Origin of the sequence: Nocardia sp. alder85J, from assembly GCF_020176955.2 — a bacterium.
Classification (GTDB): domain Bacteria; phylum Actinomycetota; class Actinomycetes; order Mycobacteriales; family Mycobacteriaceae; genus Nocardia.
This window is the reverse complement of sequence record NZ_JAIUCZ020000010.1, coordinates 277,498-298,189: the sequence shown is the minus strand read 5'-3', so window position 1 is coordinate 298,189 and position 20,692 is coordinate 277,498. Positions and strand designations below refer to the sequence as shown.

Sequence of the window (20,692 nt, the reverse complement as noted above, 5' to 3'; positions counted from 1 at the left end):
AGCGGGGGACGGTGTCCCCGCGTGGCCCTCGATCCACCCCTGCTCGATCGCACGGCTCACTTCTACACCGGGCGGCCGACAACTCCGCTCGCGCCGGTGTGTCAGGGTTCCGGGCGCGTCGCTACAGCCAGGCGCGGGCCAGCAGGTCGTCGGCGGGGAGTTCCGCGTCCTGCGGCGGGTAGCGCATGGCCTGCACCGATTCGACGTGCACGCCGTCGTGGCCGATCAGCCAGGAACCGCCCCGCTCCTCACATTCGGCGATCTTCGCGAACGTGCTGAGCAGGAAGGTGATCGCCTGATGCGGATCGGCCGTCCGCGCCAGTCGTTGTGATTCGCCCGGCCGGGACAGATCCAGCCACACACCGGACTGCCCGTCGAGGCGCATGCCGACGATCTTCGAGGTGTCGACGAACGTGAATTTTCGGCGCTCCCACGACGTCGTCGGCGTGAAACTCTGCTCGAGAACCTGGAGCAGAATTGTCATGATTCACTGCCCTCCCCTGCTCTGCGCGACGCCGGCTGCGCCGCGGATTCGGGCTCGCCGGGAACACCCGGTCGGCGGGTTGTCGCAATACACGAGCGAGCCCGTCGCTCGTGCGGTGACCAGCGGATATCCCAGTATGTTCCGCGCGCAGCCGGAAATAAAGGGGCAGCGGTGGGGTGCGACGGATTCGTGGCTCGCGGCCGGTATCGAATTGCGCCGGAGTAATTCGCACCGGCCCGCATTCGCCCGGTGGCAGGCGGTGGCGGAGATGTCGGTACCGGCTGATTTGATGGGCGGATGCTGCACGGGTTGTGGACGCCGGGGTCGGGCCTGCTGCTGTGGCGCGACGGCGATCCCGCCGCCGCGGTACCGGGCCCGCTCGGTGAGGTGCTGACGTCGGCGCGCTTCCGGCACCGCGCGCGGGTCCTGCACGCGGGGCCGGACGGGCCGGTGGAGGCGGTGGTCCCGGCGCACGCGCTGGCGCCGGCGCGGGCGGCGGAGGTGTTGTTGCAGCGGCTGCCGCCCGCCGCGGTCTCCGCCGACCTGCGCTTCCTCGGGCACGCCGCGCAAGGGGTGCAGCGCTGGGCGCGCGGCGGCCGGGTGGTGCCGGAGCTGACCCGGGCCGACGGCGAGTGGTGGGCCCGCTGGCGGCTGGTCGGCGGGCAGCGACAGCGGGCCTGGCTGGCGGAACTGGTCGCGGCCACCCCGCCCGCGCTGCGGGTGGCCGGACGGCCCGCGGCGGTACTGGAGGATCTGGTCGCCGAGCTGACCGATCCGATCGTGCGGCTGGCGCTGGCCGCCGCGGCGCATCCGGCGCACTCGGACCACGATCTGGTGGCGGCGCTGCTCGCCGACATGCCCGTCGAATCGGGCTCGCACCGGGTGTCCACCGCACTGGAGCAGTGGCGGACCAGCCTGACCGTCGGCGAGCCCGAACTGGTGCTGCGGCTGGTGGAGCCCGAGGAGGGCCCCGATGCCGGCATCGAGGCCGACACGCTGTGGCGGCTGGAGGTCTGCCTGCGCGCGGAAGGCGAAGCGCCACAACCCGTTCCACCGATCGGCGAACCGGCGGCGCTGCGCCTGGCGGGCGACCGGGTGACGGCGGCGATCCAGGCGTACCCGCGGCTGCGCGACCTGCCGCGCGCGCCCGGCGGTCTCGACTTCCTGCTCACCACCACCGGCGTACAGGATCTGGTCGCACACGGCGCAAACGAATTACGCAGCGCCGGAGTACAACTCATGCTACCCCGGGCCTGGCGGATCGTGGCGCCGAGCATGCGGCTGCGGGTGCAGAGCCCGGCCGCCACCGACAGCACCGTCGGCCTCGACGGATTGGTCTCCTACCGTTGGGAACTGGCGCTCGGCGACACCGTGCTGACCCCCGCGGAGATGACCCGGCTGGTGCAGGCCAAATCGGATCTGGTGCAGCTGCGCGGGGAATGGGTGCAGGCCGACCACGAGGTGCTCGCCGCCGCGGCCGCCTATCTCGGCGGCCGCACCACCGACACCACGGGCACGATGGCCCAGCTGCTGGCCGAGGTGGCCGGCTCCGAGGTGAAGCGGGTGCCGCTGGAGGAGGTCAGCGCCACCGGCTGGGTGGCGACCCTGCTCGACGCGAACCGGGTGGTGGAGCCGGTTCCGGCGCCGGCGGGACTGCGCGCGCAGCTGCGCCCGTATCAGGAACGCGGGCTGACCTGGCTGGCCACCATGAGCCGGATGGGCTGCGGCGGCATCCTGGCCGACGACATGGGCCTCGGCAAGACCGTTCAGGTGCTGGCGCTGCTGGTCCACGAGCGCGAACAGGCCGGCGCCGCACCCGGCCCGACCCTGCTGGTGTGCCCGATGTCGGTGGTGGGCAACTGGCAGCGCGAGGCCCAGCGCTTCGCCCCCGAGCTGCGGGTGACGGTGCATCATGGCGCCGGCCGCCGCGTGGGCGCGGAATTCGATGCGGCCGTGGCCGATTCCGATCTGGTGATCACCACCTACGCATTGCTGGCCCGCGACGTCGAGGCGCTGAAACGGCAGTCCTGGGGCCGGGTGGCGCTCGACGAGGCCCAGCACATCAAGAACGCCGCCACCCGCCAGGCCCGCGCCGCCCGCGAGATTCCCGCGCGACATCGCCTGGCGCTCACCGGAACTCCGGTGGAGAACCGGCTCGAGGAGTTGCGGTCCATCATGGATTTCGCGGCCCCGTCGCTGCTGGGCAAGCCCTCGCAGTTCCATGCCCGCTTCGCGATCCCGATCGAACGCGAACGCGACGAGAACGCCATCACCCGGTTGCGCACCGTCACCGCCCCGTTCGTGCTGCGCCGGGTGAAGACCGATCCGGCGGTGATCGCCGACCTGCCCGACAAGATCGAGATCCCGGTCCGCGCCAACCTCACCGTCGAGCAGGCCGCGCTGTATCAGGCGGTGGTCGACGACATGGTGGCGAAGCTGAAAACCTCGAAGGGCGAGGGCATTTCGCGCAAGGGCACGGTGCTCGGCGCACTCACCCGGCTGAAGCAGGTGTGCAACCATCCCGCTCACTACCTCGGCGACGGCTCCTCGGTGCTGCGCCGCGGGCAGCACCGGTCCGGCAAGCTGGCGCTGGTGGAGGACGTGCTGGAATCGGTACTCGCCGACGGCGAGAAGGCCCTGCTGTTCACCCAGTTCCGTGAGTTCGGCGAGCTGATCACGCCGTATCTCAGCGAACGATTCGGCACCCGGATCCCGTTCCTGCACGGTGGGGTGTCGAAGCGGGGCCGCGACACCATGGTCGAGCAGTTCCAGCACGAGGAGGACGGGCCGCCGCTGATGTTGTTGTCGCTCAAGGCCGGTGGCACCGGCCTGAACCTGACCGCCGCCAATCATGTGGTGCACCTGGACCGCTGGTGGAATCCGGCGGTGGAGAACCAGGCCACCGACCGCGCCTTCCGCATCGGGCAGCGCCGCGACGTCCAGGTGCGCAAGCTGGTGTGTGTCGACACCGTCGAGGAGCGGATTCACGACATGCTCGGCGGCAAACAGGAATTGGCGAATCTGACGGTCGGCACCGGCGAGAACTGGATCGGCGAGCTGAACAACGACGAGATCCGCAATCTGTTCGCCCTGGGCTCGGAGGCGGTCGGCGAATGAGCGAGCGGGCATCCGGGGAGGCAGGCGCGGCATGAGCCCGTTCGAGGATTTCAGCAAGTACGGCAAGCGCATTCCGGTCCGTGGTGGGGTGAAGTCGCGCAGCCGGCACGGTACGGCATTCGCCCGCAGCTGGTGGGGCCGCGCCTTCCTGACCGCGATCGAACAGGTCGCCGACGCGGGCCGGCTGACCCGGGGCCGCGCCTACGCGCGCGCGGGCCAGGTGGTCAGCTACCACCTGGAGCCCGGCGCCGTCACCGCGGAGGTACAGGGCAGCCAGCCCCGCCCCTTCACCGCGGCGCTCACCCTGCGGCAGTTGCGCGACGATCGCCTCGACGAGGTGATCAATCTGGTGCGCGCCACGCCCGGCATGCTCGCCCAGCTCGCCTCCGGCACCCTGCCTCCCGAACTGAGCCCGCTGCTGCTCCCCGGCACCGCCGCCGAACTCGACTTCGCCTGTACCTGCCCGGATTCCGGCTGGCCCTGCAAACATGTGGCCGCCGTCTGCTACATCATCGCCGAGCGCCTGGACGAGGAACCGGCGGTGATGCTCACCCTGCGCGGCCTCGACCTGGACACCCTGATCGGCGGGGTGGAACGCGACGGCGGCCTGACCGTCTCCGACGACCTCTACGGTGAGACCACCACCCTGCCCGCCCTGCCGGCCCCCGAATTCCGTTCCGCCGTCGACGATCTCGACCCGATCCCGCTGCGGCAGGCGCTGCGGGCGACCGCCGAGGACGAGCGCACGGCGGAGGCGGGCCTGCGCGACCTGCGCGCGATCTATCACACGCTGGAGCAGTGACCGTGCCGCACCCGATCGACGATCTGGGCACCGCGGTGCCCATCCCGCGCCCGGTGCGACGGGTGGTCTCCCTGGTCCCGTCGCTGACCGAGGCGATCGCCGCGACCTGCCCGGGCCTGCTGATCGCCGCCACCGACTGGTGCACCCACCCGCCCGAGCTCGCGGTGGAGCGGGTCCGCGGAACCAAGAACCCGAACGTGCGCCGCATCGTGGAACTGGCCCCGGACCTGGTGGTGTGCAATCAGGAGGAGAACCGCCGCCTGGACGTCGACCGGCTGCGCGCGGCGGGAATTCCGGTGTGGGTCACCAGGATCACCACCGTGGACGAAGCCTGCACCGCCCTGGCGAACCTCTTCACCACCGCACTGGCGGCCGACCCTCCGCCCTGGCTGGCCGAGGCCGAACGCGCCTGGGCCGCACCACCACCGGAACCCGCTGTGCGCGCGGTCATCCCGATCTGGCGCAACCCGTGGATGGTGGTCGGCCGCGACACCTTCACCGGCGACCTGGCTCGCCGCCTCGGCCTGCACCTCGTACACGCCGACCGCCCCGACCGCTACCCGACCCTGACCGAGACCGAACTGACCACCGGCATCGACCTGGCCGTCCTCCCGGACGAACCCTACGTCTTCACCGAAACCGATGGCCCGGAAGCATTTCCGGGCCTGCCCGTGGCACTGGTCTCCGGCCGCCAGCTCACCTGGTACGGCCCGTCCCTGGTGACGGCCCGCGCCGACCTGTCCCACGCACTCCACCGCAGTCCCGGCTGACGAGCAACGACCGTGGCCTCGGCCCGGAGCAGCGACCGCGCCGCTACCCAGCCATCGCCGGAGGTGACCGGGGCAACGGCCTCCGCACCGCGGTCGTGCGCTACACATTTCCGCACCAAGCGGGTCCGGCCTCGGCAGCCGCCGACTCGACCGGGATCGGCCGTCGAAGCCCGGCGCAACGTGGCCACCGCAGCCTCGGCTAGGCCAGCAGGTCCGCGTCGATCGCATACACCTGCTGGGCGTTGGTGCGGAACACCTGATCCAGTTCGACGGCGCTGCCGCCGCGATCGGCGAGCACGTCCACGACCACCTGCGCGCTGTTGGCGATGCTGGTGATCGGCTTGTCCACCGGGAAGTTCGAACCCCAGATCAGCCGCTGCGCGCCGAATACGTCGAAGGCGTGGTGCAGCAGTGGCGCGACCCGTTCCAGCAGCGCCGCGACCGGGGTCGGGTTGCCGCGGACGGGGACCAGGTGGCCCAGGACCGGCATGGCCAGGCCGCTGACCTTCGCGACCACATTGGGTTGTGCCGCCAGCGCCGCGAGATCCTCGCGCCAGCGCGCGAACAATTCGTGCCGGCTGTTCTGGCCGGATCCGGTGGCGCGGCCCACCGGTCCGAAGATGCCCGCGGGGGTGCCCAGATGGTTCAACACGATCGTGACCTCGGGATATCGCTGCGCCAGCGCCGTCACCTCCGGCAGCTGATGCGAGTACACCCACGCCTCGAAGTGCAGCCCGCGTTCGGCCAGCACCACGAATCCGTTGAGGAATCCCGAGGAGGTCAGCACGCCGGGCGCCGCCGCGAACGAACGCACATCGGGGTCCGGGTGATGCGCGACCATCGTGCGGATCCCCCGGACCAGCGGGGACGCCGACCGATGCGCATCGACCAGGTCCGCGAAGCCGGGACGGGTCGGGTCGCCGCCGCCGATGATCGCCCCGAGCGCGGGCGTGTCGACGCCGAACGGCAGGCTCGCCACCCAGCGGGTCTCGTCGGCCTTCGCCCCCGGCGCCCGCCCGGCCCATTCCACCTCGATGTGCACCAGCGCCTCCACCGGGACCGCGCCGGCATCGGCGCGGTAGTCGGCGGGCAGGTAGGGGTGCAGGTACGCGGTGGGGTCGCCGACGAACTCCCGATCCCGTTTCGGGGTCAGTCGCGCGGCGAAATCGACCGGCAGCGGCAGGTAGCGCAGCAGCTTCGCCGGGGTGCTGAACTCCCGCGGCGTCCCGAGCGGATCCCACTGGTGGATGTGGGCGTCCACGACGCTGATTCCCGCGAGGTCCATACCGCCCCTTTCGTCCGGCTACCCGTCCGCTGCGGCGATTGTCACACGACCCGGTGGCCGATCGCCGCAGCTCGGGCCGATGGCGAGGTCGCCACCCTCCAGGGTACGAGCGGTACGCGCGGCGGTGGGTTGCTCAGACGTTGCGGCGATACTGGCCGCCGACGGTGAAGAAGGCGTCGGTGACCTGTTGCAGCGTGCAGACCCGGGCCGCGTCCATCAGCACCTCGAACACGTTCTCGTCGCTGCGGGCCGCGGCCTCCAGCCGGGCCAGCGCCTCGTGCGCCGCCTCGCGATGACGGTCCCGGAAGTCCTGGGTGCGCTGCAACTGGGACTGCTTCTCGTCCTCGGTGCCGCGCGCGAGCTCCAGTTCCCGATGCTGTTCACCGTGCGGGTTGCGGAAGGTGTTGACGCCGATGATCGGCAGCGTGCCGTCGTGTTTGCGCTGCTCGTACCGCATGGACTCGTCCTGGATGCGACCGCGCTGATAGCCGGTCTCCATCGCGCCCAGCACACCGCCGCGCTCGGAGATCCGCTCGAATTCCAGGAGTACGGCCTCCTCGACCAGATCGGTGAGCTCCTCGATCACGAAGCTGCCCTGCAACGGGTTCTCGTTGACCGCGAGCCCCCACTCCTTGTTGATGATGAGCTGGATGGCCAGGGCCCGGCGCACCGATTCCTCGGTCGGCGTGGTGACCGCCTCGTCGTAGGCGTTGGTGTGCAGGCTGTTGCAGTTGTCGTAGATCGCGATCAGCGCCTGCAACGTGGTGCGAATGTCGTTGAAGCTCATCTCCTGTGCGTGCAGCGACCGGCCCGAGGTCTGGATGTGGTACTTGAGCTTCTGCGAACGGTCGTCGGCGCCGTACTTGTCGCGCATGGTGATCGCCCAGATCCGCCGCGCCACCCGGCCGATCACCGAATACTCCGGATCCATCCCGTTGGAGAAGAAGAACGACAGGTTGGGCGCGAAATCGTCGATGTGCATACCGCGCGCCAGATACGCCTCCACATAGGTGAATCCGTTGGCGAGCGTGAAGGCCAGCTGGCTGATCGGGTTCGCCCCGGCCTCGGCGATGTGATAGCCGGAGATCGACACCGAGTAGAAGTTCCGAACCCCGTTGCGCACGAACCATTCCTGGATGTCGGCCATCATCCGCAGGCTGAATTCGGTGGAGAAGATGCAGGTGTTCTGGCCCTGATCCTCCTTGAGGATGTCGGCCTGCACGGTGCCGCGCACGGTCGACAGGGTCCGCGCGCGCAGCGCGGCCGCCTCGTCCGGGCTCGGCTCGCGCCCCTCGGTCTCGGAGAACCGTTGCAGCGCTTGGTCGATCGCGGTGTTGAGGAAGAAGGCGAGCACGGTGGGCGCCGGACCGTTGATGGTCATCGACACCGACGTGGTGGGTGCGGACAGGTCGAAACCGTCGTAGAGGGCCTTCATGTCGTCCAGCGAGGCCACCGACACCCCGGAGGTGCCGACCTTGCCGTAGATGTCGGGCCGCTCGGCCGGATCGTGGCCGTACAGGGTCACCGAATCGAAGGCCGTGGACAGGCGTTTCGCCTCGGCGTGCTCCGACAGCACCCGGAACCGCCGGTTGGTGCGGAACGGATCGCCCTCACCGGCGAACATCCGCGCGGGATCCTCGTTGTCCCGCTTGAACGGGAACACCCCGGCGGTGAACGGGAACAGGCCCGGCAGATTCTCCGCGCGCAGGAAGCGCAGCAACTCACCGTGATCGGTGTAACGCGGCAGCGCCACCCGCGGAATCGAGTTGCCGGACAACGTGACCCGGCGCAGCGCGGTCCGGATCTCGCGATCGCGCACCCGCACCACCTGCTCCTCGCCGCGATACGACTCGGCCACCGCGGGCCAGTTCTCGACCAGAGCCGCGTTGCCGGGCGTCAGCTCGGTGCGGGCCGCCGCCAGCAGCGTGGACACCGCGGCCGCCGCCTCCGCGGCACCGGGCAGCGCCGCGGCGGTAACAGCCCGCGGCCCCGCAGTGGTGGTCCCGGGCAGCGCCGCCGTCACCGCACCGAAAGCCGGTGCCGCACCGGCGGAATCGGCGCCACCGAGCTCCGCCAGCACCGTCTCGAACCGCTGCACCCGTTGCGCGGCGACCACCTGCCGCGCGGTGTCGGCGTGATAGCCGCGCACCGCATCGGCGATCTCCGCCAGATAGCGCACCCGCGCGGGCGGGATGAGCTGCGCGAACCGGGTGGAGGCCCGGACCTCGACGCGCGGCAGCGCACCCGGTTCCCGCGACAGTCCGCGCTCGCCGAGCAGGTCGATCAGATGCTGATACAGCGCGGTGACGCCGTCGTCGTTGAAGGTCGCGGCACTGGTCCCGAACACCGGCATGTCCTCCGGCCGGGACGCGAACGCCTCCCGGTTGCGGATCATCTGCCGCGACACGTCCCGCAGCGCGTCCGCGGCCCCGCGCCGCTCGAACTTGTTGATCGCCACCACGTCCGCGTAATCCAGCATGTCGATCTTCTCGAGCTGGGAGGCGGCGCCGAATTCGGGGGTCATCACGTACAGCGCGACGTCGACGTGGTCGACGATGGCCGCGTCGCCCTGGCCGATGCCCGGGGTCTCCAGGATCACCAGGTCGTATCCGGCGGCCTTGCAGGCCAGGATCATCGCGTCGATATTGGCGGGCAGTTCGTGCGCGCCGCGGGTGGCCAGCGAGCGGAAGTAGATGTGGTCGCCGTCCAGCGCGTTCATCCGGATCCGGTCGCCGAGCAGCGCGCCGCCGCCGCGCCGGCGGGTGGGATCCACCGCGAGCACCGCAACCCGCAGCTTGTCCTGCTGGTCGGTGCGCAGCCGCCGGATGAGCTCGTCGGTCAGCGAGGACTTACCCGAGCCGCCGGTGCCGGTGATGCCGAGCACCGGCACCGTCCGGGCGGCCGCGGCGGTGGTGAGCGCGGCCAGATCCTCGGCCGGCAGGGTGTCCTGTTGCAAGCAGGTGAGCGTGCGGGCCAGCGCGGTGTGCTCCCCGGCCAGCGTCGCCGCCACCGGCGCCGGACGCTGCGCCAGGTCCACGTCGCAGTCCCGGATCAGCTCGTTGATCATGCCGGGCAGGCCGAGCCGCTGACCGTCTTCCGGGGAGAAGATCCGCACCCCCGCGGCGTTCAGGCGCGCGATCTCCTCCGGCACGATGACGCCGCCACCACCACCGAAGATCCGCACGTGCCCGGCCCCGGCCTCGCGCAGCGCCGCCGCCAGATATTCGAAGTACTCGACGTGCCCGCCCTGATAGGAGCTGACCGCCACGCCCTGCACATCCTCGGTGAGCACCGCGTCGACCACCTCGTGCACGGCACGGTTGTGCCCGAGGTGGATCACCTCGGCGCCCTGCGCCTGGAGGATCCGCCGCATGATGTTGATCGCCGCGTCGTGCCCGTCGAACAGCGCCGCCGAGGTGACGAAGCGCACCGGATGCACCGGTACATGCAGGTCGGCCATATTTCCTCCACCGCGCATCGATTGCAATCCCAATAGTAGGACGTCAAACTAAATCTAGCGCTGTCCGCCGCGGCACGCAATGCGGCCCCACGACGGGCGGCTATTGTCAGCCTGGTGACGACCCAGGACGACTACCCGGTGCTCTGGCCGGTCCCCACCCGGTGGGCCGACAACGACCACTACGGCCACGTCAACAACGTGACGTACTACTCGTACTTCGACACCGCGGTGAACGCCTGGCTGATGCACGCGACCGGCACCGACATCCGCGACCTGCCCGCCATCGGCGTGGTCGCCGAAACCTCCTGCCGGTTCCTGGGCTCGCTGAGCTTCCCCGACGACCTCCGCGTCGGCCTGCGCATCGCCCGGCTGGGCCGCTCCAGCATCACCTACGACCTGGCCATCTTCCGAGTGGACGGCGACCGCCTGGAGCACGCCGCCACCGGCACCTTCGTGCACGTCTACGTCGACGAGACGACCCGCAAGCCGATCGAGATCCCGGCCGTGATCCGGCAGGCCGCCGAAGTCCTGGCCTCCGCTGCGCTCCGGCCGCAGGACTAGACCCGGCCCAGCAGGGTCAGCGGGTCCTCCAGCAGCGACGCCACGGTCGACAGGAAGCGGGAACCCAGTTCACCGTCGATCATCCGGTGGTCGAAGCTCAGGCCCAGGGTGGTGACCCAGCGCACCGCGGGCTCGTCGCGGTACACCCACGGCCGTTTCCGGATCGAGCCCAGGCACAGGATCGCGCCCTCGCCCGGATTCACCAGTGGCACACCGACATCCACGCCGAAGACGCCGACGTTGCTGATGGTGAAGGTGCCGCCGAGCAGATCCGCCGGGGCGGCGGCGCCGGAGCGGGCCGTCTCGGCCAGCCAGCCGATGTCGCGGCAGAGGTCGCGCAGGGTCAGGGTCTGCGCCTCCTTGACCGTCGGCACCAGCAGTCCGCGGTCGGTGGCCACCGCGATACCCAGGTTCACATAGTGCTTGGTGACGATCTCCCGGTTCTCCTCGTCCCAGAACGAGTTGATGCCCGGAAATTCGGCCAGCGCCGCCAGCGTCGCCTTGGCCACCAGGGCCAGCGGCGTCAGCGACAGACCGCTGAACGAGGCGGTGTTGCGCAGATGGTCCAGCAGTTCCATCGAGGCGGTGAAATCGGTGGTCACGAAGGCGCTGGCCTGCGGGATGGTGTGCGCGCTGGTCACCATCGCGGCGGCGGTGCGCTTGCGGACGCCGCTGATCGGAATCCTGGTCTCCCGCTCGACGGGGGCCGGGCGGGCCGGGCTGTCCTCCGGCCGCATGGCCGGCGGCGCGGGCGTGGGCCGCGACCCGGTGTCCTGATCCTCGGGGCGGTGCAACGGCTGGGACACCGGGACCGCCTGCCGCACGTCCTCCACGGTGACCGCGCCGCCGGGACCGGAGCCGGTCACGAATGCCAGATCGATGTCGAGTTCCCGGGCCAGTTTCCGGGCCGCCGGGGTGGCGGCCTGCCGCGAGGCGAACTCCGGATAGGCGGGCAGCTCCGCGCCGTCGGACCCGCTCACCACCGGGCGGACGCGGCGGGAAACCGTCTCCTCCTCCGGGCCGTAGCCCACCAGTACCGCTCGCCGGCCACCGGAATCCGGTGCGGCGCCGCCGGATTCGGCGCTCCGCGGCGCGGCGGCGGCGCCTGCCGGACCGTCCGCCGCCACCCGGATCAGCGGCGCGCCGACCGCGACCGTATCGCCGGGCCGGGCCAGCAGCTCCACCACTGTGCCGGCGAACGGGCTGGGCAGCGCCACCTGCGCCTTCGCCGTCTCGACCTCGGCGATGGTCTGATTCAGCGTCACGGTGTCGCCGACGGCCACGGTCCAGGAGATCAGTTCCGCATCGGCCAAGCCCTCACCGAGATCCGGGAGCCGGAACTCCTGGATCTGACGCTGGTCTTCCACCACACGGTTTTCCGAGTCGTTCGGCAAGGGGCACCTCTGTCTGAACGGGCGGTCGGACGGTGTCACGCAAACGTTCGATCGACCGCGTCGAGGATGCGGTCGGGGTCGGGCAGGTGGTGCCGTTCGAGCTTAGCGGGGGGATAGGGGATGTCGAAGCCACCGACGCGCAGGACCGGGGCCTCCAAGTGATAGAAACAGCGCTCGGTGATCCGGGCGGCGATCTCCGCACCCAGCCCCGCGAACACCGGCGCCTCGTGCGCGACGATCAACCGGCCGGTGCGGCGCACCGAACTCTCCACGGTGTCGAAGTCGACCGGCGACAGGCTGCGCAGGTCGATCACCTCCAGATCGTGCCCCTCGCCGGCGGCGATCTCCGCGGCGGTCAGCGCCGTGCGGACCATGCCGCCGTAGGCGACCACGGTGGCGTCCGTGCCCGCGCGGCAGATCCGGGCCCGGTGCAGCGGGAACGGGTCGGCGTCCAGGGCCGCGAAGTCGACCTCGGCCTTGTCCCAGTAGCGCCGCTTCGGTTCCAGGAAGATCACCGGGTCGGGTAGCGAAATCGACTGCCGCATCATCAGATACGCGTCGGCGGGGGTGCTCGGCGAGACCACCCGCAGGCCGGCGGTGTGCGCGAAGTACGCCTCCGGCGACTCCGAATGATGTTCCACCGCACCGATTCCGCCGCCGAACGGGATGCGCACGGTCAGCGGCGCGGACACCGTGCCACCGGTGCGGTAGTGGATCTTCGCGACCTGGGAGACGATCTGGTCGAAGGCCGGATACACGAAACCGTCGAACTGGATCTCGCAGACCGGCCGGTAGCCGCGCAGCGCCATCCCGAAAGCCGTTCCGATGATCCCGGATTCGGCCAGCGGGGTGTCGATCACCCGGTTGTCGCCGAAATCCTTCTGGAGCGTGTCGGTGACCCGGAAGACGCCGCCGAGCCGGCCGATGTCCTCGCCGAGCAGCACCACCTTGGGATCGTCTTCCAGGGCGCGGCGCAGGCCCGTGTTCAGAGCGGCGGCGAAGGTGATCATCATGATCGGACTCCCTCCAGGTATGCGGTGTACTGCCGCCGTTCCTCGTCGATCAGCGGATGCGGTGTCGCGTAGACGTGGTCGAACAACGCGGCCGGCGCGGGATCGGGCATGCCGATGGTGGCGCTGCGCACCAACTCGCCCACGGCGTCCGAGCGGTCCCGCACCCGGCGCTCGAAAGCGCCGTCCCACAGCTGTTCCCGCTCCAGCAGCCGGCGCATCCGGTCGATCGGATCGCGGCGGCGCCACAGTTCCAGCTCCGCGGCCGTGCGGTAGCGGGCCGGATCGTCGGCGGTGGTGTGCGGGCCCATCCGGTAGGTGATCGCCTCGATGAACGACGGCCCGCCGCCGGCCCGCGCCCGCGCCACCGCCTGCCGGGTCACCGCCAGCACCCCCAGCGCGTCGTTGCCGTCGACCCGCACCCCCGGCATGCCGTATCCGTAGGCCCGCCGTGCGATCGGGGTCGCACTCTGCACCCCCACCGGCTCGCTGATCGCCCACTGGTTGTTCTGGCAGAAGAACACCACCGGCGCGCTCCAGGATGCCGCGAAACCCAGCGCCTCGGCGATATCGCCCTGGCTGGTGGCGCCGTCGCCGAAGTAGGCGACCACCGCGATCTCGGCGCCGTCCAGATGGGCGGCGTAGGCGTATCCGGTAGCGTGCAGTCCCTGCGCGCCGACCACGATCGCCGGATTGGTCATGTTGATCTCGTCCGGCTCCCAGCAGGAGTGCGCGACGCCGCGCCACATCCGGGTGATCGAGGCCGGATCGACGCCGCGGCAGTAGGCCACCGCGGCCTCGCGATAGCTACAGAACACGTAGTCGTCGGCGTGCAGGGCGTGCGCGGACCCGACCTGCGCGGCCTCCTGCCCCAGCAACGGCGGCCACAGCCCGAGCTGCCCCTGCCGTTGCAGGGCCGTCGCCTCGGTATCGATGCGGCGGGCGACCACCATGTCCTCGTACAACTGCCGCAACCGCTCCGGGCCGACATCGGCCACCAGCGCGGCGTGCTCGCGATCGAGCACGCGCTGCCCGTCGGGCTGGACCAACTGCACCGGATAAGCGCTCGGGTCGGTCATGTCATCGCCTCCTCGCCCATCCGGGCGATCACGGGGCCCCGCGTGGGTGACGCAGCGGCCGCCTCCGGGTCGGGCCGGGGTCGCCGGCCGTCGCGGTGTGCAATGGTGTCCTTCACCACACAGCATCCCCCATTGAGCGGATTGTGCAAGCACCAACCGCGTAACTGCGCAGAATGCTCGACAAAGAGGGTGCGGACCCTGTCATACTGCGGAACATGTCCAGTGCAGAACAGGTCGGGGCCGTGGTCGACGCGACAGATGCGCGACTGCTGCTGGAGCTGGTCGCCAATCCCCGCGCCACCGGCGTGGAACTGGCCGCCAGGCTGGGGCTGTCCCGCAACACCGTGCAGGCGCGGCTGGCCCGCTGGGAATCCGCCGGGGTGCTGGCGAGTTTCGAACGCCGGGTCGACCCGCGCGCGCTCGGCTATCCGCTGGCCGCCTTCGTCTCGGTCGTCGCCGATCAGCACAAATTGGCCGCGGTGGTCGCCGAGCTGGCCCGGGTCCCCGAGGTCATCGAGGTCTGCGGGCTCACCGGCCAGACCGATCTCACCGTGCGGGTGGTGGCCCGGGACGCGGACGACCTGTATCGAGTGGCGGGCCGCATCCTCGAGATCGACGGCGTGGAGCGCACCAACATGGCACTGGTGATGCAGCAGTTCGTGGGCCCGCGCACCGCTCCCCTGCTGGCCCGGCTGGCCACCGCCAACGGCACGGCCCGCTGAATCCCGCACCCTTTCCTTCGAAAACGGGCCAGTTTCGAGCAATTGGCCGGTGACCGCACCGGCGGCGGTCGTCGACCATGACACGATGACCACTTCCGCCGACGCCGAATCCCGCGAGGCCGCCCCCGTCGGCGCCGCGTCCGGCAGCGCACCGGAGCAGTTCGGCACGCCGCCGGGCACGATCGGGCCGCCGCCGTCCGGCGGGACAGTCGCCACGGATTCCGTGGCGCCCCCCGGGGCGAGTTCCGGCACAGCCCTCTCTCCCGAAGCGGGGCCACCGGTGCGATCCGCGGGTGGCACGCCGCCGGGCCGGGCCGGGCATGCGATCGGGGCCGGGGTGGTGGCCGCGCTGGTGGGGTTCACCAGTTCGTTCGCGGTGGTGCTGGCCGGGCTGACCAAGATGGGGGCGACGCCCGCGCAGGCGGCGTCCGGGCTGGCGGTGGTGTGTGTCACCCAGGCCGTCGGAATGTTGTTGCTGGCCTGGCGATTCCGGATACCGATCACGCTGGCCTGGTCCACGCCGGGTGCGGCGCTGCTGGCGAGCACCGGCGCGGTGGCCGGGGGCTGGGCGGCGGCGATCGGCGCGTTCGTGGTGACCGGCGTGCTGATCGTGCTCACCGGATTCTGGTCGCGGCTGGGCAGAGTGATCGCGGCGATCCCGGTGGAGATCGCGCAGGCGATGCTGGCCGGAGTGCTGGTGCCGCTGTGCCTCGCTCCGGTGCGCGCGGTGACCGTCAGCCCGGCGGTGGTGGTGCCGGTGCTGGTGGTCTGGCTGCTGTTGCAGCGGTTCGCCGCGCGCTGGGCGGTGCTGGCGGCATTCGCGACGGCGGCGATCGGCGCGGGCATCGATATGGCCGTGACGCACCGCCACCTGGACGTGGCCGCCATGACACCGCGACTGGTGCTGACCGCACCGCACTGGACCTGGCAGGCGGTGATCGGCGTCGCGGTGCCGCTGTACATCGTCACCATGGCCGCGCAGAACATCCCGGGCACGGCGGTGCTCGCCTCCTTCGGCTATCGGGTGCCGTGGCGGGCGGCGATGACCACCACCGGGCTGGGCACCATCGTCGGCGCGGCCGCGGGTGGCCATGTGGTGAACCTCGCCGCGATCAGCGCCGCGCTCACCGCCGCGCCCGCCGCGCATCCGGACCCGCGCCGCCGGTGGATCGCGGCGCTCGGCACCGGCGGCACCTATCTGCTCATCGCCCCCGCCACCGCGGCACTGGTGACACTGGTCGCCGCGGCGCCGAAGGGCGCGCTGGAAAGCGTTGCGGGCCTTGCCCTCCTGGCCACCCTGGCGAGCGCGCTCACCTCGGCCCTGGCACCCGCCGAGCATCGCACCGCCGCCGTGGTGACATTCCTCGTCTCGGCCTCGGCGATCACGGTCGCGGGTATCGGCGCGGCCTTCTGGGCACTGGCCGCTGGGCTGCTGGTCCGCTGGGTGCTCGCGCCCCGGCGCGAGACCGTGGCAACCGTCGGACACGACGCGACATCGGCTCCGAGCACATCCGGGCACGCCGCGGCGTGAACGCCCGAAAGCGCATCGGCATCGGAGCGCGAGGGGGCACCGGCCGACGGAAACGGAGCGGCACCCCCGGCCGCATCGGCCCCCAGAAGGGAGAGCGGGCCGGCATCCGACGGTGAGGCCACACCGGCCACCGCCGCGGAGTCGCGGTGGCCGGTGCGGCCGGGTCCGGTCGCCCAGCGATCCGGACGGCCCGGGATCAGACCCCCAGGAAGGTGGTCAGATCCTTGTTGAAGCGCTCCTTGTCGCCGGGCACCATGGCCAGGCCGTGCGAAGCGCCCTCGTAGACGATCAGATTCGCGTCGCGGATCAGCTTCGCCGCCTGCCGGGCGGTGGCGTCGATCGGCACGATCTGGTCGTCGTCGCCGTGCACGATCAGCGTCGGGATGTCGAATTTCTTCAGGTCGGCGGTGAAATCGTCGTAGCCGAAGGCATCCACGCACTTGACCCCGGCCTCGATCGATTCGTGCATCGCCATGAACCAGAAGGCATCCCGGTTGCCCTGGGTTGCCCTGGAGCCGCGCCGATTCGCGCCGAAGAATGCTTCGGACGCATCGTGCCAGTACTGCGACCGCTCGGTGAGGATGCCGTTCTTGATCTGCATCAAGGCGTCCTCGGGCACACCCGCCGGATTGTCGGCACCCTTCAGCATCTTCGGCGTCACCGCGGCCAGCAGCACCGCGGAGCGGACCCGCGCGGTGCCGTGCCGGCCGATGTAGCGGGCCAGTTCACCGCCGCCCATGGAATGCGCGACCAGCGTCACGTCGTGCAGGTCCAGCTGGGTCATCAGATCGTTCAGATCGTCGGCGAAGGTGTCGAAGTCGTACCCGTTCCAGGGCTGCGCGGAACGGCCGTGACCACGCCGGTCGTGGGCGATGCCACGGAAGCCCGAGTCGGCGACCGCCTTCATCTGGTCGTCCCAGGCATCGGCGCTCAGGGGCCAGCCGTGGATGAACACGACCGGGCGCCCGGAGCCCCAGTCCTTGTAGTAGATGTCCACTCCGTCGCGCGTGGTACACACAGGCATCGGGAGAGCCTCCTTCTGTGCGGTTGCCGAGCGAGGTCCCGAATCGCCGATCCGGGCTGCCCGTTCAAGGTAGCTGCATGTTTGCCATATCGACAACCGGTGCTTGTCCCGATGGTGACACTGCGGAAGGCGGTACCGTCGAATCGGTGGACACGTCGACGGTCGCCCCCGCCACCCGGTTCGCGCGTGCCGCCGTCTTCACGGTGTTCTGCCTCAACGGCTTCACGATGTCCATGTGGGTGGTGCACATCCCCGCCATCACCGCGCGCACCGGAGTCTCGCACGCCACCCTCGGCATGCTCATCCTGCTGATGGCCGGCGGCGGCATCCTCGGCATGCAGGCCGCCGGGCCGGTGGCCGACCGCGTCGGCAGCCGGACCATGGTCGCGGCCGCCGGCGTCTTCGTATCCTTCGTGGTGCTGGGGCCGATCAATGCCACGGGCCCCGCGTCACTGGCGATCGCGCTGGCGGCCTTGGGATTCGGCAACGGCGCCCTGGACGTGTCGATGAACAGCCAAGCGGTACAGGTGGAACGGCGCTACGGACGGCCGATCATGTCCGCGTTCCACGCACTGTTCTCCTGCGGCGGGCTGGTCGGCTCGCTCGCCGGTTCGGCCGCACTGCACGCCGGGCTGGACCCGCGCGTGACCGTCACGTTCGCCGCCGCCCTGGGCCTGGTGCTCATCACGGGTTGTATCCCGCGACTGCTCCCGCCCGACCGGCGGCAGGCCACCGACGCGGCCCGGCCCGAAGCCGACACCGCCGCGACCACGGTGGCCGAATCCGCGACCGACCTCGGCAACGCATACGACCTGCGTGCCGCGAGCGGTGCGATGCCCGACCGCGACGGTGTCCCGGACCACGGCACCGATCACGACGCGGTGCACAGCCGGGTCCGCCGGGGCCGGGTCCACGACACCGAGTGGGGGGCAACCGCTTCCGGCAGTGGCGTATCGGCCGACGGCGCCGGGGACGGCGTACCGGGGCGGCGACGGGATGTCCGCCGGGTGGTGGCGCTCGGGGCGATCGCGTTCGCATTCCTGATGACCGAAGGGGTGGCCAACGATTGGAGCGCCCTCCAGGTGCACGAGCGGCTGCACGTCGCCGACGCCACCGCGGCGCTGGCCTTCGGCGCGTTCTCGACCACCATGACCATCGGGCGGTTCGCGGCGGATCGGATCAACGGACAGTTCGGGCGGGTCGCGCTGGTGCGCTGGGGAGCGCTGCTGGCGGCGGCCGGGCTGGCGTTGATCGTCGGATCGGCCTGGGTGCCGGTGACCTTGGCCGGCTGGGCGCTGCTGGGCGTGGGCCTGGCCGGTGGCGTGCCGCAGATCTTCAGCGCCGCGGGCAATCTCGGCACCGAGACGGCGACCACCGACATGTCGCACGTGTTCACCCTGGGCTATCTGGGTTTCCTCGTCGGGCCGTCGGCGATCGGGTGGCTGGCGAAGTTCACCTCGCTGACCGCCGCGCTGATCTTTCCGCTGGTGACGATCCTGTTGTGCGCCTGGTTCGCCTGTATGGTCGCGACACCGGCCTGAGCGCGGTTACAGTCGGAACATGTTCGCCGACGAGCGGTTGGACCGCAGACTCGATCGCATCGAACGCAAACTGGACGCGATCATCGCCCATCTCGGCCTCACCGACGCCCCCGGCCCGGCCGAGATCGACGCGGAGAGCACCGATGCCGGCTACCGCCCGCCCCGGCCGCTGCCGGTCGACACCGCGGGCTTCGGCCTGGCCGAGGTGGACCAACTGCTGGCCCAGGGCAAGAAGATCGTGGCGATCAAGCGGTACCGCGAGCTGTACCCCCGGGCCTCGCTACGGGAGGCGAAGCTCGCCGTGGAGGCCCGGGAGCCGCGCAGACGCTGACCGTCAGTGCGCGACGTGCTTGTGCCGCAGCCCGTTTCCGAAGGCGGTCGCGGCCGCCAGCAGCGCGCCGATGCCGAGCAACGCGAAACTCAGCACGTAGGCGTGCAACTGCGGCACGCCGGAGTGCCCGATGGTGTACGCCGACAGGATCGAGCCGGTGATCGCGCCGGAGATACTGCCGCCCGCCGTCCGCACCAGCGAGTTGATACCGCTGGCGATACTGCTCTCGCTCATCGCCACATGCTGCACCGCGAGCGTGCCCAGGGCCGCGTAGCTGATACCGAAACCGATGCCCTGCAACATATTCGAGATGATCAGCTCGTACCCGTGGGTGTGGAAGAAGACCAGCGTCAACGGCGCCAGCGCCGCGACCGCCGAGCCGAGCGCCAGCGTGTGGGCCGCGCCGAGGCGGGCCGCGATGCGCCCGGTCCGGAACGAGAAGTAGGTCATCATCACCGTGCTCGGGATGCCGTAGAGGCCGACGTCCAGCACCGTGCCCGACAACCCGTAACCGACCTTGTCCGCCGGGGTCTCGACGAAATTCGAGATCAGCGAGAACGAGCCGAACATCGCGAAACCGAGCAGCGCCGAGGCCAGGTTCGCCGACAGCGACCGCGGCCCGACCAGCAACGGCAGCCGCACCAACGGCTGGGACACCTTGAGCTCCGCGAACACCCACACCACGGTGAGCGCCACGGCCCCGGCGAACAGCCCGATCACCCTGCCGGAACCCCAGCCCCAGTCGGGCGCCTCACTGATCGCCAGCAACAGGCAGATCAGCAGGCCCGCCAGCAGCCCGGCGCCGAGGAAGTCCGGCTGCCCGCCGTGCCGGATGCCGGTGTCCTTCGCGGTGACCGCGACCAGCACGGTCGACAGCAGCGCCATCACCGCGGTGATCCAGAAGACCGGATGCGGGCTGGTCGTGTGGTTGGCGATCACACCGGTGACCAGCATGCCGACGGTGCCGCCGACGCCCATGGTGCCGCTGATCACGCCGATGGCGGTGGTGAGCCGCTGCGGCGGGAAGGTGTCGCGGATGATGCCGATCGCCAAGGGGATCAGCGCCGACGACACACCCTGCAACGCCCGCCCGATGACGTACACGTCGAGCGTGGTGGCCAGCGCGCAGATCACCGAACCCGCCAGCAGCAGGCCCATGCACACCATGACCATGAGCTTCTTGCCGTACATGTCGCCGAACCGCGACAGCAGCGGCGTCGCCACCGCTCCGGTCAGCAGCGAGGCGGTGAACAGCCAGGTCACCCCGGAGACATTGGTGTGCAACTGGGTGATCAGCCGCGGCAGCAACGGGATCACCATCGTCTGCTGCAACGACACGACCAGGCCGGCGGCGCAGAGCGCGAGCAGGGTCAGGCCGAGGTTGGCCTTGTTGCCGGCCTCGGCGGCGCCGGTCTCGGTCGCGCCGGCGCCGGGCCGGCCCTCGACGGTCGACGTCATCTCTGTGTCCTCATCGTCATCCCGGAATCCGGGTCCCCTCGTGGCGTCTCGCTTCGGCACGTCGTCGTCCCGGCGGATCCCGCCATACTTACCTAACTTAAGTAACCCGCCTCGTAGAATAAC

16 protein-coding genes are annotated in these 20,692 nt (G+C 70.6%); 8 read left to right on the top strand and 8 right to left on the bottom strand.

Features of this window, described 5'->3' with window-relative positions; all coding sequences use genetic code 11:
- Positions 1-121: 121 nt before the first annotated feature.
- Positions 122-484, bottom strand: a complete 363-nt coding sequence (locus tag LBW94_RS33770) for a hypothetical protein (RefSeq protein WP_225061427.1) — start codon at positions 482-484, stop codon at positions 122-124.
- 297 nt (positions 485-781) lie between these two features.
- Here LBW94_RS33770 and LBW94_RS33765 point away from each other — a divergent pair, with 297 nt between their 5' ends.
- Genes LBW94_RS33765 through LBW94_RS33755 form a run of 3 tightly spaced genes read left to right on the top strand, consistent with a single transcriptional unit; the run spans position 782 to position 5,173 of the window.
- On the top strand, positions 782-3,601 hold the full coding sequence (locus LBW94_RS33765; protein ID WP_225061426.1) for a DEAD/DEAH box helicase: 2,820 nt from the start codon (positions 782-784) through the stop codon (positions 3,599-3,601).
- A gap of 31 nt (positions 3,602-3,632) precedes the next feature.
- The gene (locus LBW94_RS33760) at positions 3,633-4,403 is read left to right on the top strand and encodes an SWIM zinc finger family protein (RefSeq protein WP_225061425.1); all 771 of its coding nucleotides are present in this window, start codon (positions 3,633-3,635) and stop codon (positions 4,401-4,403) included.
- A complete protein-coding gene (locus tag LBW94_RS33755; RefSeq protein ID WP_416277000.1) occupies positions 4,400-5,173 on the top strand; it encodes a helical backbone metal receptor in 774 nt (257 codons plus the stop codon). The genes LBW94_RS33760 and LBW94_RS33755 overlap by 4 nt, the downstream gene beginning before the upstream one ends.
- A 199-nt stretch (positions 5,174-5,372) precedes the next feature.
- Here the strand turns inward: LBW94_RS33755 and LBW94_RS33750 are convergent, their stop codons facing one another.
- Both LBW94_RS33750 and LBW94_RS33745 read right to left on the bottom strand, forming a co-directional pair.
- Entirely contained in the window at positions 5,373-6,458 is a 1,086-nt protein-coding gene (locus tag LBW94_RS33750; RefSeq protein WP_225061424.1) for an amidohydrolase family protein, read from the bottom strand.
- A gap of 133 nt (positions 6,459-6,591) precedes the next feature.
- Entirely contained in the window at positions 6,592-9,918 is a 3,327-nt protein-coding gene (locus LBW94_RS33745; protein ID WP_225061423.1) for a methylmalonyl-CoA mutase family protein, read from the bottom strand.
- A gap of 114 nt (positions 9,919-10,032) precedes the next feature.
- On the opposite strand from LBW94_RS33745, the gene LBW94_RS33740 reads away from it, so the two are divergent.
- Positions 10,033-10,479: an acyl-CoA thioesterase gene (locus LBW94_RS33740; protein WP_225061422.1), complete on the top strand. Its 447-nt coding sequence runs from the start codon at positions 10,033-10,035 to the stop codon at positions 10,477-10,479.
- Here LBW94_RS33740 and LBW94_RS33735 read toward each other — a convergent pair.
- The 3 genes from LBW94_RS33735 to pdhA form a co-directional block, all read right to left on the bottom strand.
- Positions 10,476-11,846 (bottom strand): dihydrolipoamide acetyltransferase family protein, encoded by a 1,371-nt coding sequence (locus tag LBW94_RS33735; protein ID WP_225061421.1) that lies wholly within the window; start codon positions 11,844-11,846, stop codon positions 10,476-10,478. The two genes, LBW94_RS33740 and LBW94_RS33735, sit on opposite strands and share 4 nt — an antisense overlap.
- 62 nt (positions 11,847-11,908) lie before the next feature.
- A complete protein-coding gene (locus LBW94_RS33730) occupies positions 11,909-12,886 on the bottom strand; it encodes an alpha-ketoacid dehydrogenase subunit beta (protein ID WP_225061420.1) in 978 nt (325 codons plus the stop codon).
- Positions 12,883-13,962, bottom strand: coding sequence for a pyruvate dehydrogenase (acetyl-transferring) E1 component subunit alpha (gene pdhA, locus LBW94_RS33725; protein ID WP_225061419.1), 1,080 nt, complete (start codon positions 13,960-13,962; stop codon positions 12,883-12,885). The genes LBW94_RS33730 and pdhA overlap by 4 nt, the downstream gene beginning before the upstream one ends.
- Before the next feature lie 215 nt (positions 13,963-14,177).
- Between pdhA and LBW94_RS33720 the strand changes: the two genes are divergently transcribed.
- Together LBW94_RS33720 and LBW94_RS33715 are read left to right on the top strand one after the other, a co-directional pair.
- The gene (locus LBW94_RS33720; RefSeq protein ID WP_225061418.1) at positions 14,178-14,684 is read left to right on the top strand and encodes an Lrp/AsnC family transcriptional regulator; all 507 of its coding nucleotides are present in this window, start codon (positions 14,178-14,180) and stop codon (positions 14,682-14,684) included.
- Between the two features lie 85 nt (positions 14,685-14,769).
- Entirely contained in the window at positions 14,770-16,215 is a 1,446-nt protein-coding gene (locus LBW94_RS33715; protein ID WP_225061417.1) for a benzoate/H(+) symporter BenE family transporter, read from the top strand.
- Between the two features lie 196 nt (positions 16,216-16,411).
- Here the strand turns inward: LBW94_RS33715 and LBW94_RS33710 are convergent, their stop codons facing one another.
- On the bottom strand, positions 16,412-17,239 hold the full coding sequence (locus LBW94_RS33710; RefSeq protein WP_225061416.1) for an alpha/beta fold hydrolase: 828 nt from the start codon (positions 17,237-17,239) through the stop codon (positions 16,412-16,414).
- A 146-nt stretch (positions 17,240-17,385) separates the two neighbouring features.
- Here LBW94_RS33710 and LBW94_RS33705 point away from each other — a divergent pair, with 146 nt between their 5' ends.
- Complete coding sequence (locus LBW94_RS33705) at positions 17,386-18,780, top strand: MFS transporter (RefSeq protein WP_266272782.1); 1,395 nt, start codon at positions 17,386-17,388, stop codon at positions 18,778-18,780.
- A 19-nt stretch (positions 18,781-18,799) separates the two neighbouring features.
- The gene (locus LBW94_RS33700) at positions 18,800-19,111 is read left to right on the top strand and encodes a hypothetical protein (RefSeq protein ID WP_225062571.1); all 312 of its coding nucleotides are present in this window, start codon (positions 18,800-18,802) and stop codon (positions 19,109-19,111) included.
- Positions 19,112-19,114: 3 nt separating this feature from the next.
- On the opposite strand, the gene LBW94_RS33695 is transcribed toward LBW94_RS33700, so the two are convergent.
- Positions 19,115-20,569, bottom strand: a complete 1,455-nt coding sequence (locus LBW94_RS33695) for an MFS transporter (protein WP_225062572.1) — start codon at positions 20,567-20,569, stop codon at positions 19,115-19,117.
- Positions 20,570-20,692 lie beyond the last annotated feature (123 nt).

What these genes read in the sequence shown, in the direction of transcription:
- LBW94_RS33770 (WP_225061427.1), bottom strand. Translation starts at nt 484, where the DNA reads ATGACAATTCTGCTCCAGGTTCTCGAGCAGAGTTTCACGCCGACGACG.
- LBW94_RS33765 (WP_225061426.1), top strand. Translation starts at nt 782, where the DNA reads ATGCTGCACGGGTTGTGGACGCCGGGGTCGGGCCTGCTGCTGTGGCGC.
- LBW94_RS33760 (WP_225061425.1), top strand. Translation starts at nt 3,633, where the DNA reads ATGAGCCCGTTCGAGGATTTCAGCAAGTACGGCAAGCGCATTCCGGTC.
- LBW94_RS33750 (WP_225061424.1), bottom strand. Translation starts at nt 6,458, where the DNA reads ATGGACCTCGCGGGAATCAGCGTCGTGGACGCCCACATCCACCAGTGG.
- LBW94_RS33745 (WP_225061423.1), bottom strand. Translation starts at nt 9,918, where the DNA reads ATGGCCGACCTGCATGTACCGGTGCATCCGGTGCGCTTCGTCACCTCG.
- LBW94_RS33730 (WP_225061420.1), bottom strand. Translation starts at nt 12,886, where the DNA reads ATGATGATCACCTTCGCCGCCGCTCTGAACACGGGCCTGCGCCGCGCC.
- pdhA (WP_225061419.1), bottom strand. Translation starts at nt 13,962, where the DNA reads ATGACCGACCCGAGCGCTTATCCGGTGCAGTTGGTCCAGCCCGACGGG.
- LBW94_RS33720 (WP_225061418.1), top strand. Translation starts at nt 14,178, where the DNA reads ATGTCCAGTGCAGAACAGGTCGGGGCCGTGGTCGACGCGACAGATGCG.
- LBW94_RS33715 (WP_225061417.1), top strand. Translation starts at nt 14,770, where the DNA reads ATGACCACTTCCGCCGACGCCGAATCCCGCGAGGCCGCCCCCGTCGGC.
- LBW94_RS33710 (WP_225061416.1), bottom strand. Translation starts at nt 17,239, where the DNA reads ATGCCTGTGTGTACCACGCGCGACGGAGTGGACATCTACTACAAGGAC.
- LBW94_RS33700 (WP_225062571.1), top strand. Translation starts at nt 18,800, where the DNA reads ATGTTCGCCGACGAGCGGTTGGACCGCAGACTCGATCGCATCGAACGC.
- LBW94_RS33695 (WP_225062572.1), bottom strand. Translation starts at nt 20,569, where the DNA reads ATGACGTCGACCGTCGAGGGCCGGCCCGGCGCCGGCGCGACCGAGACC.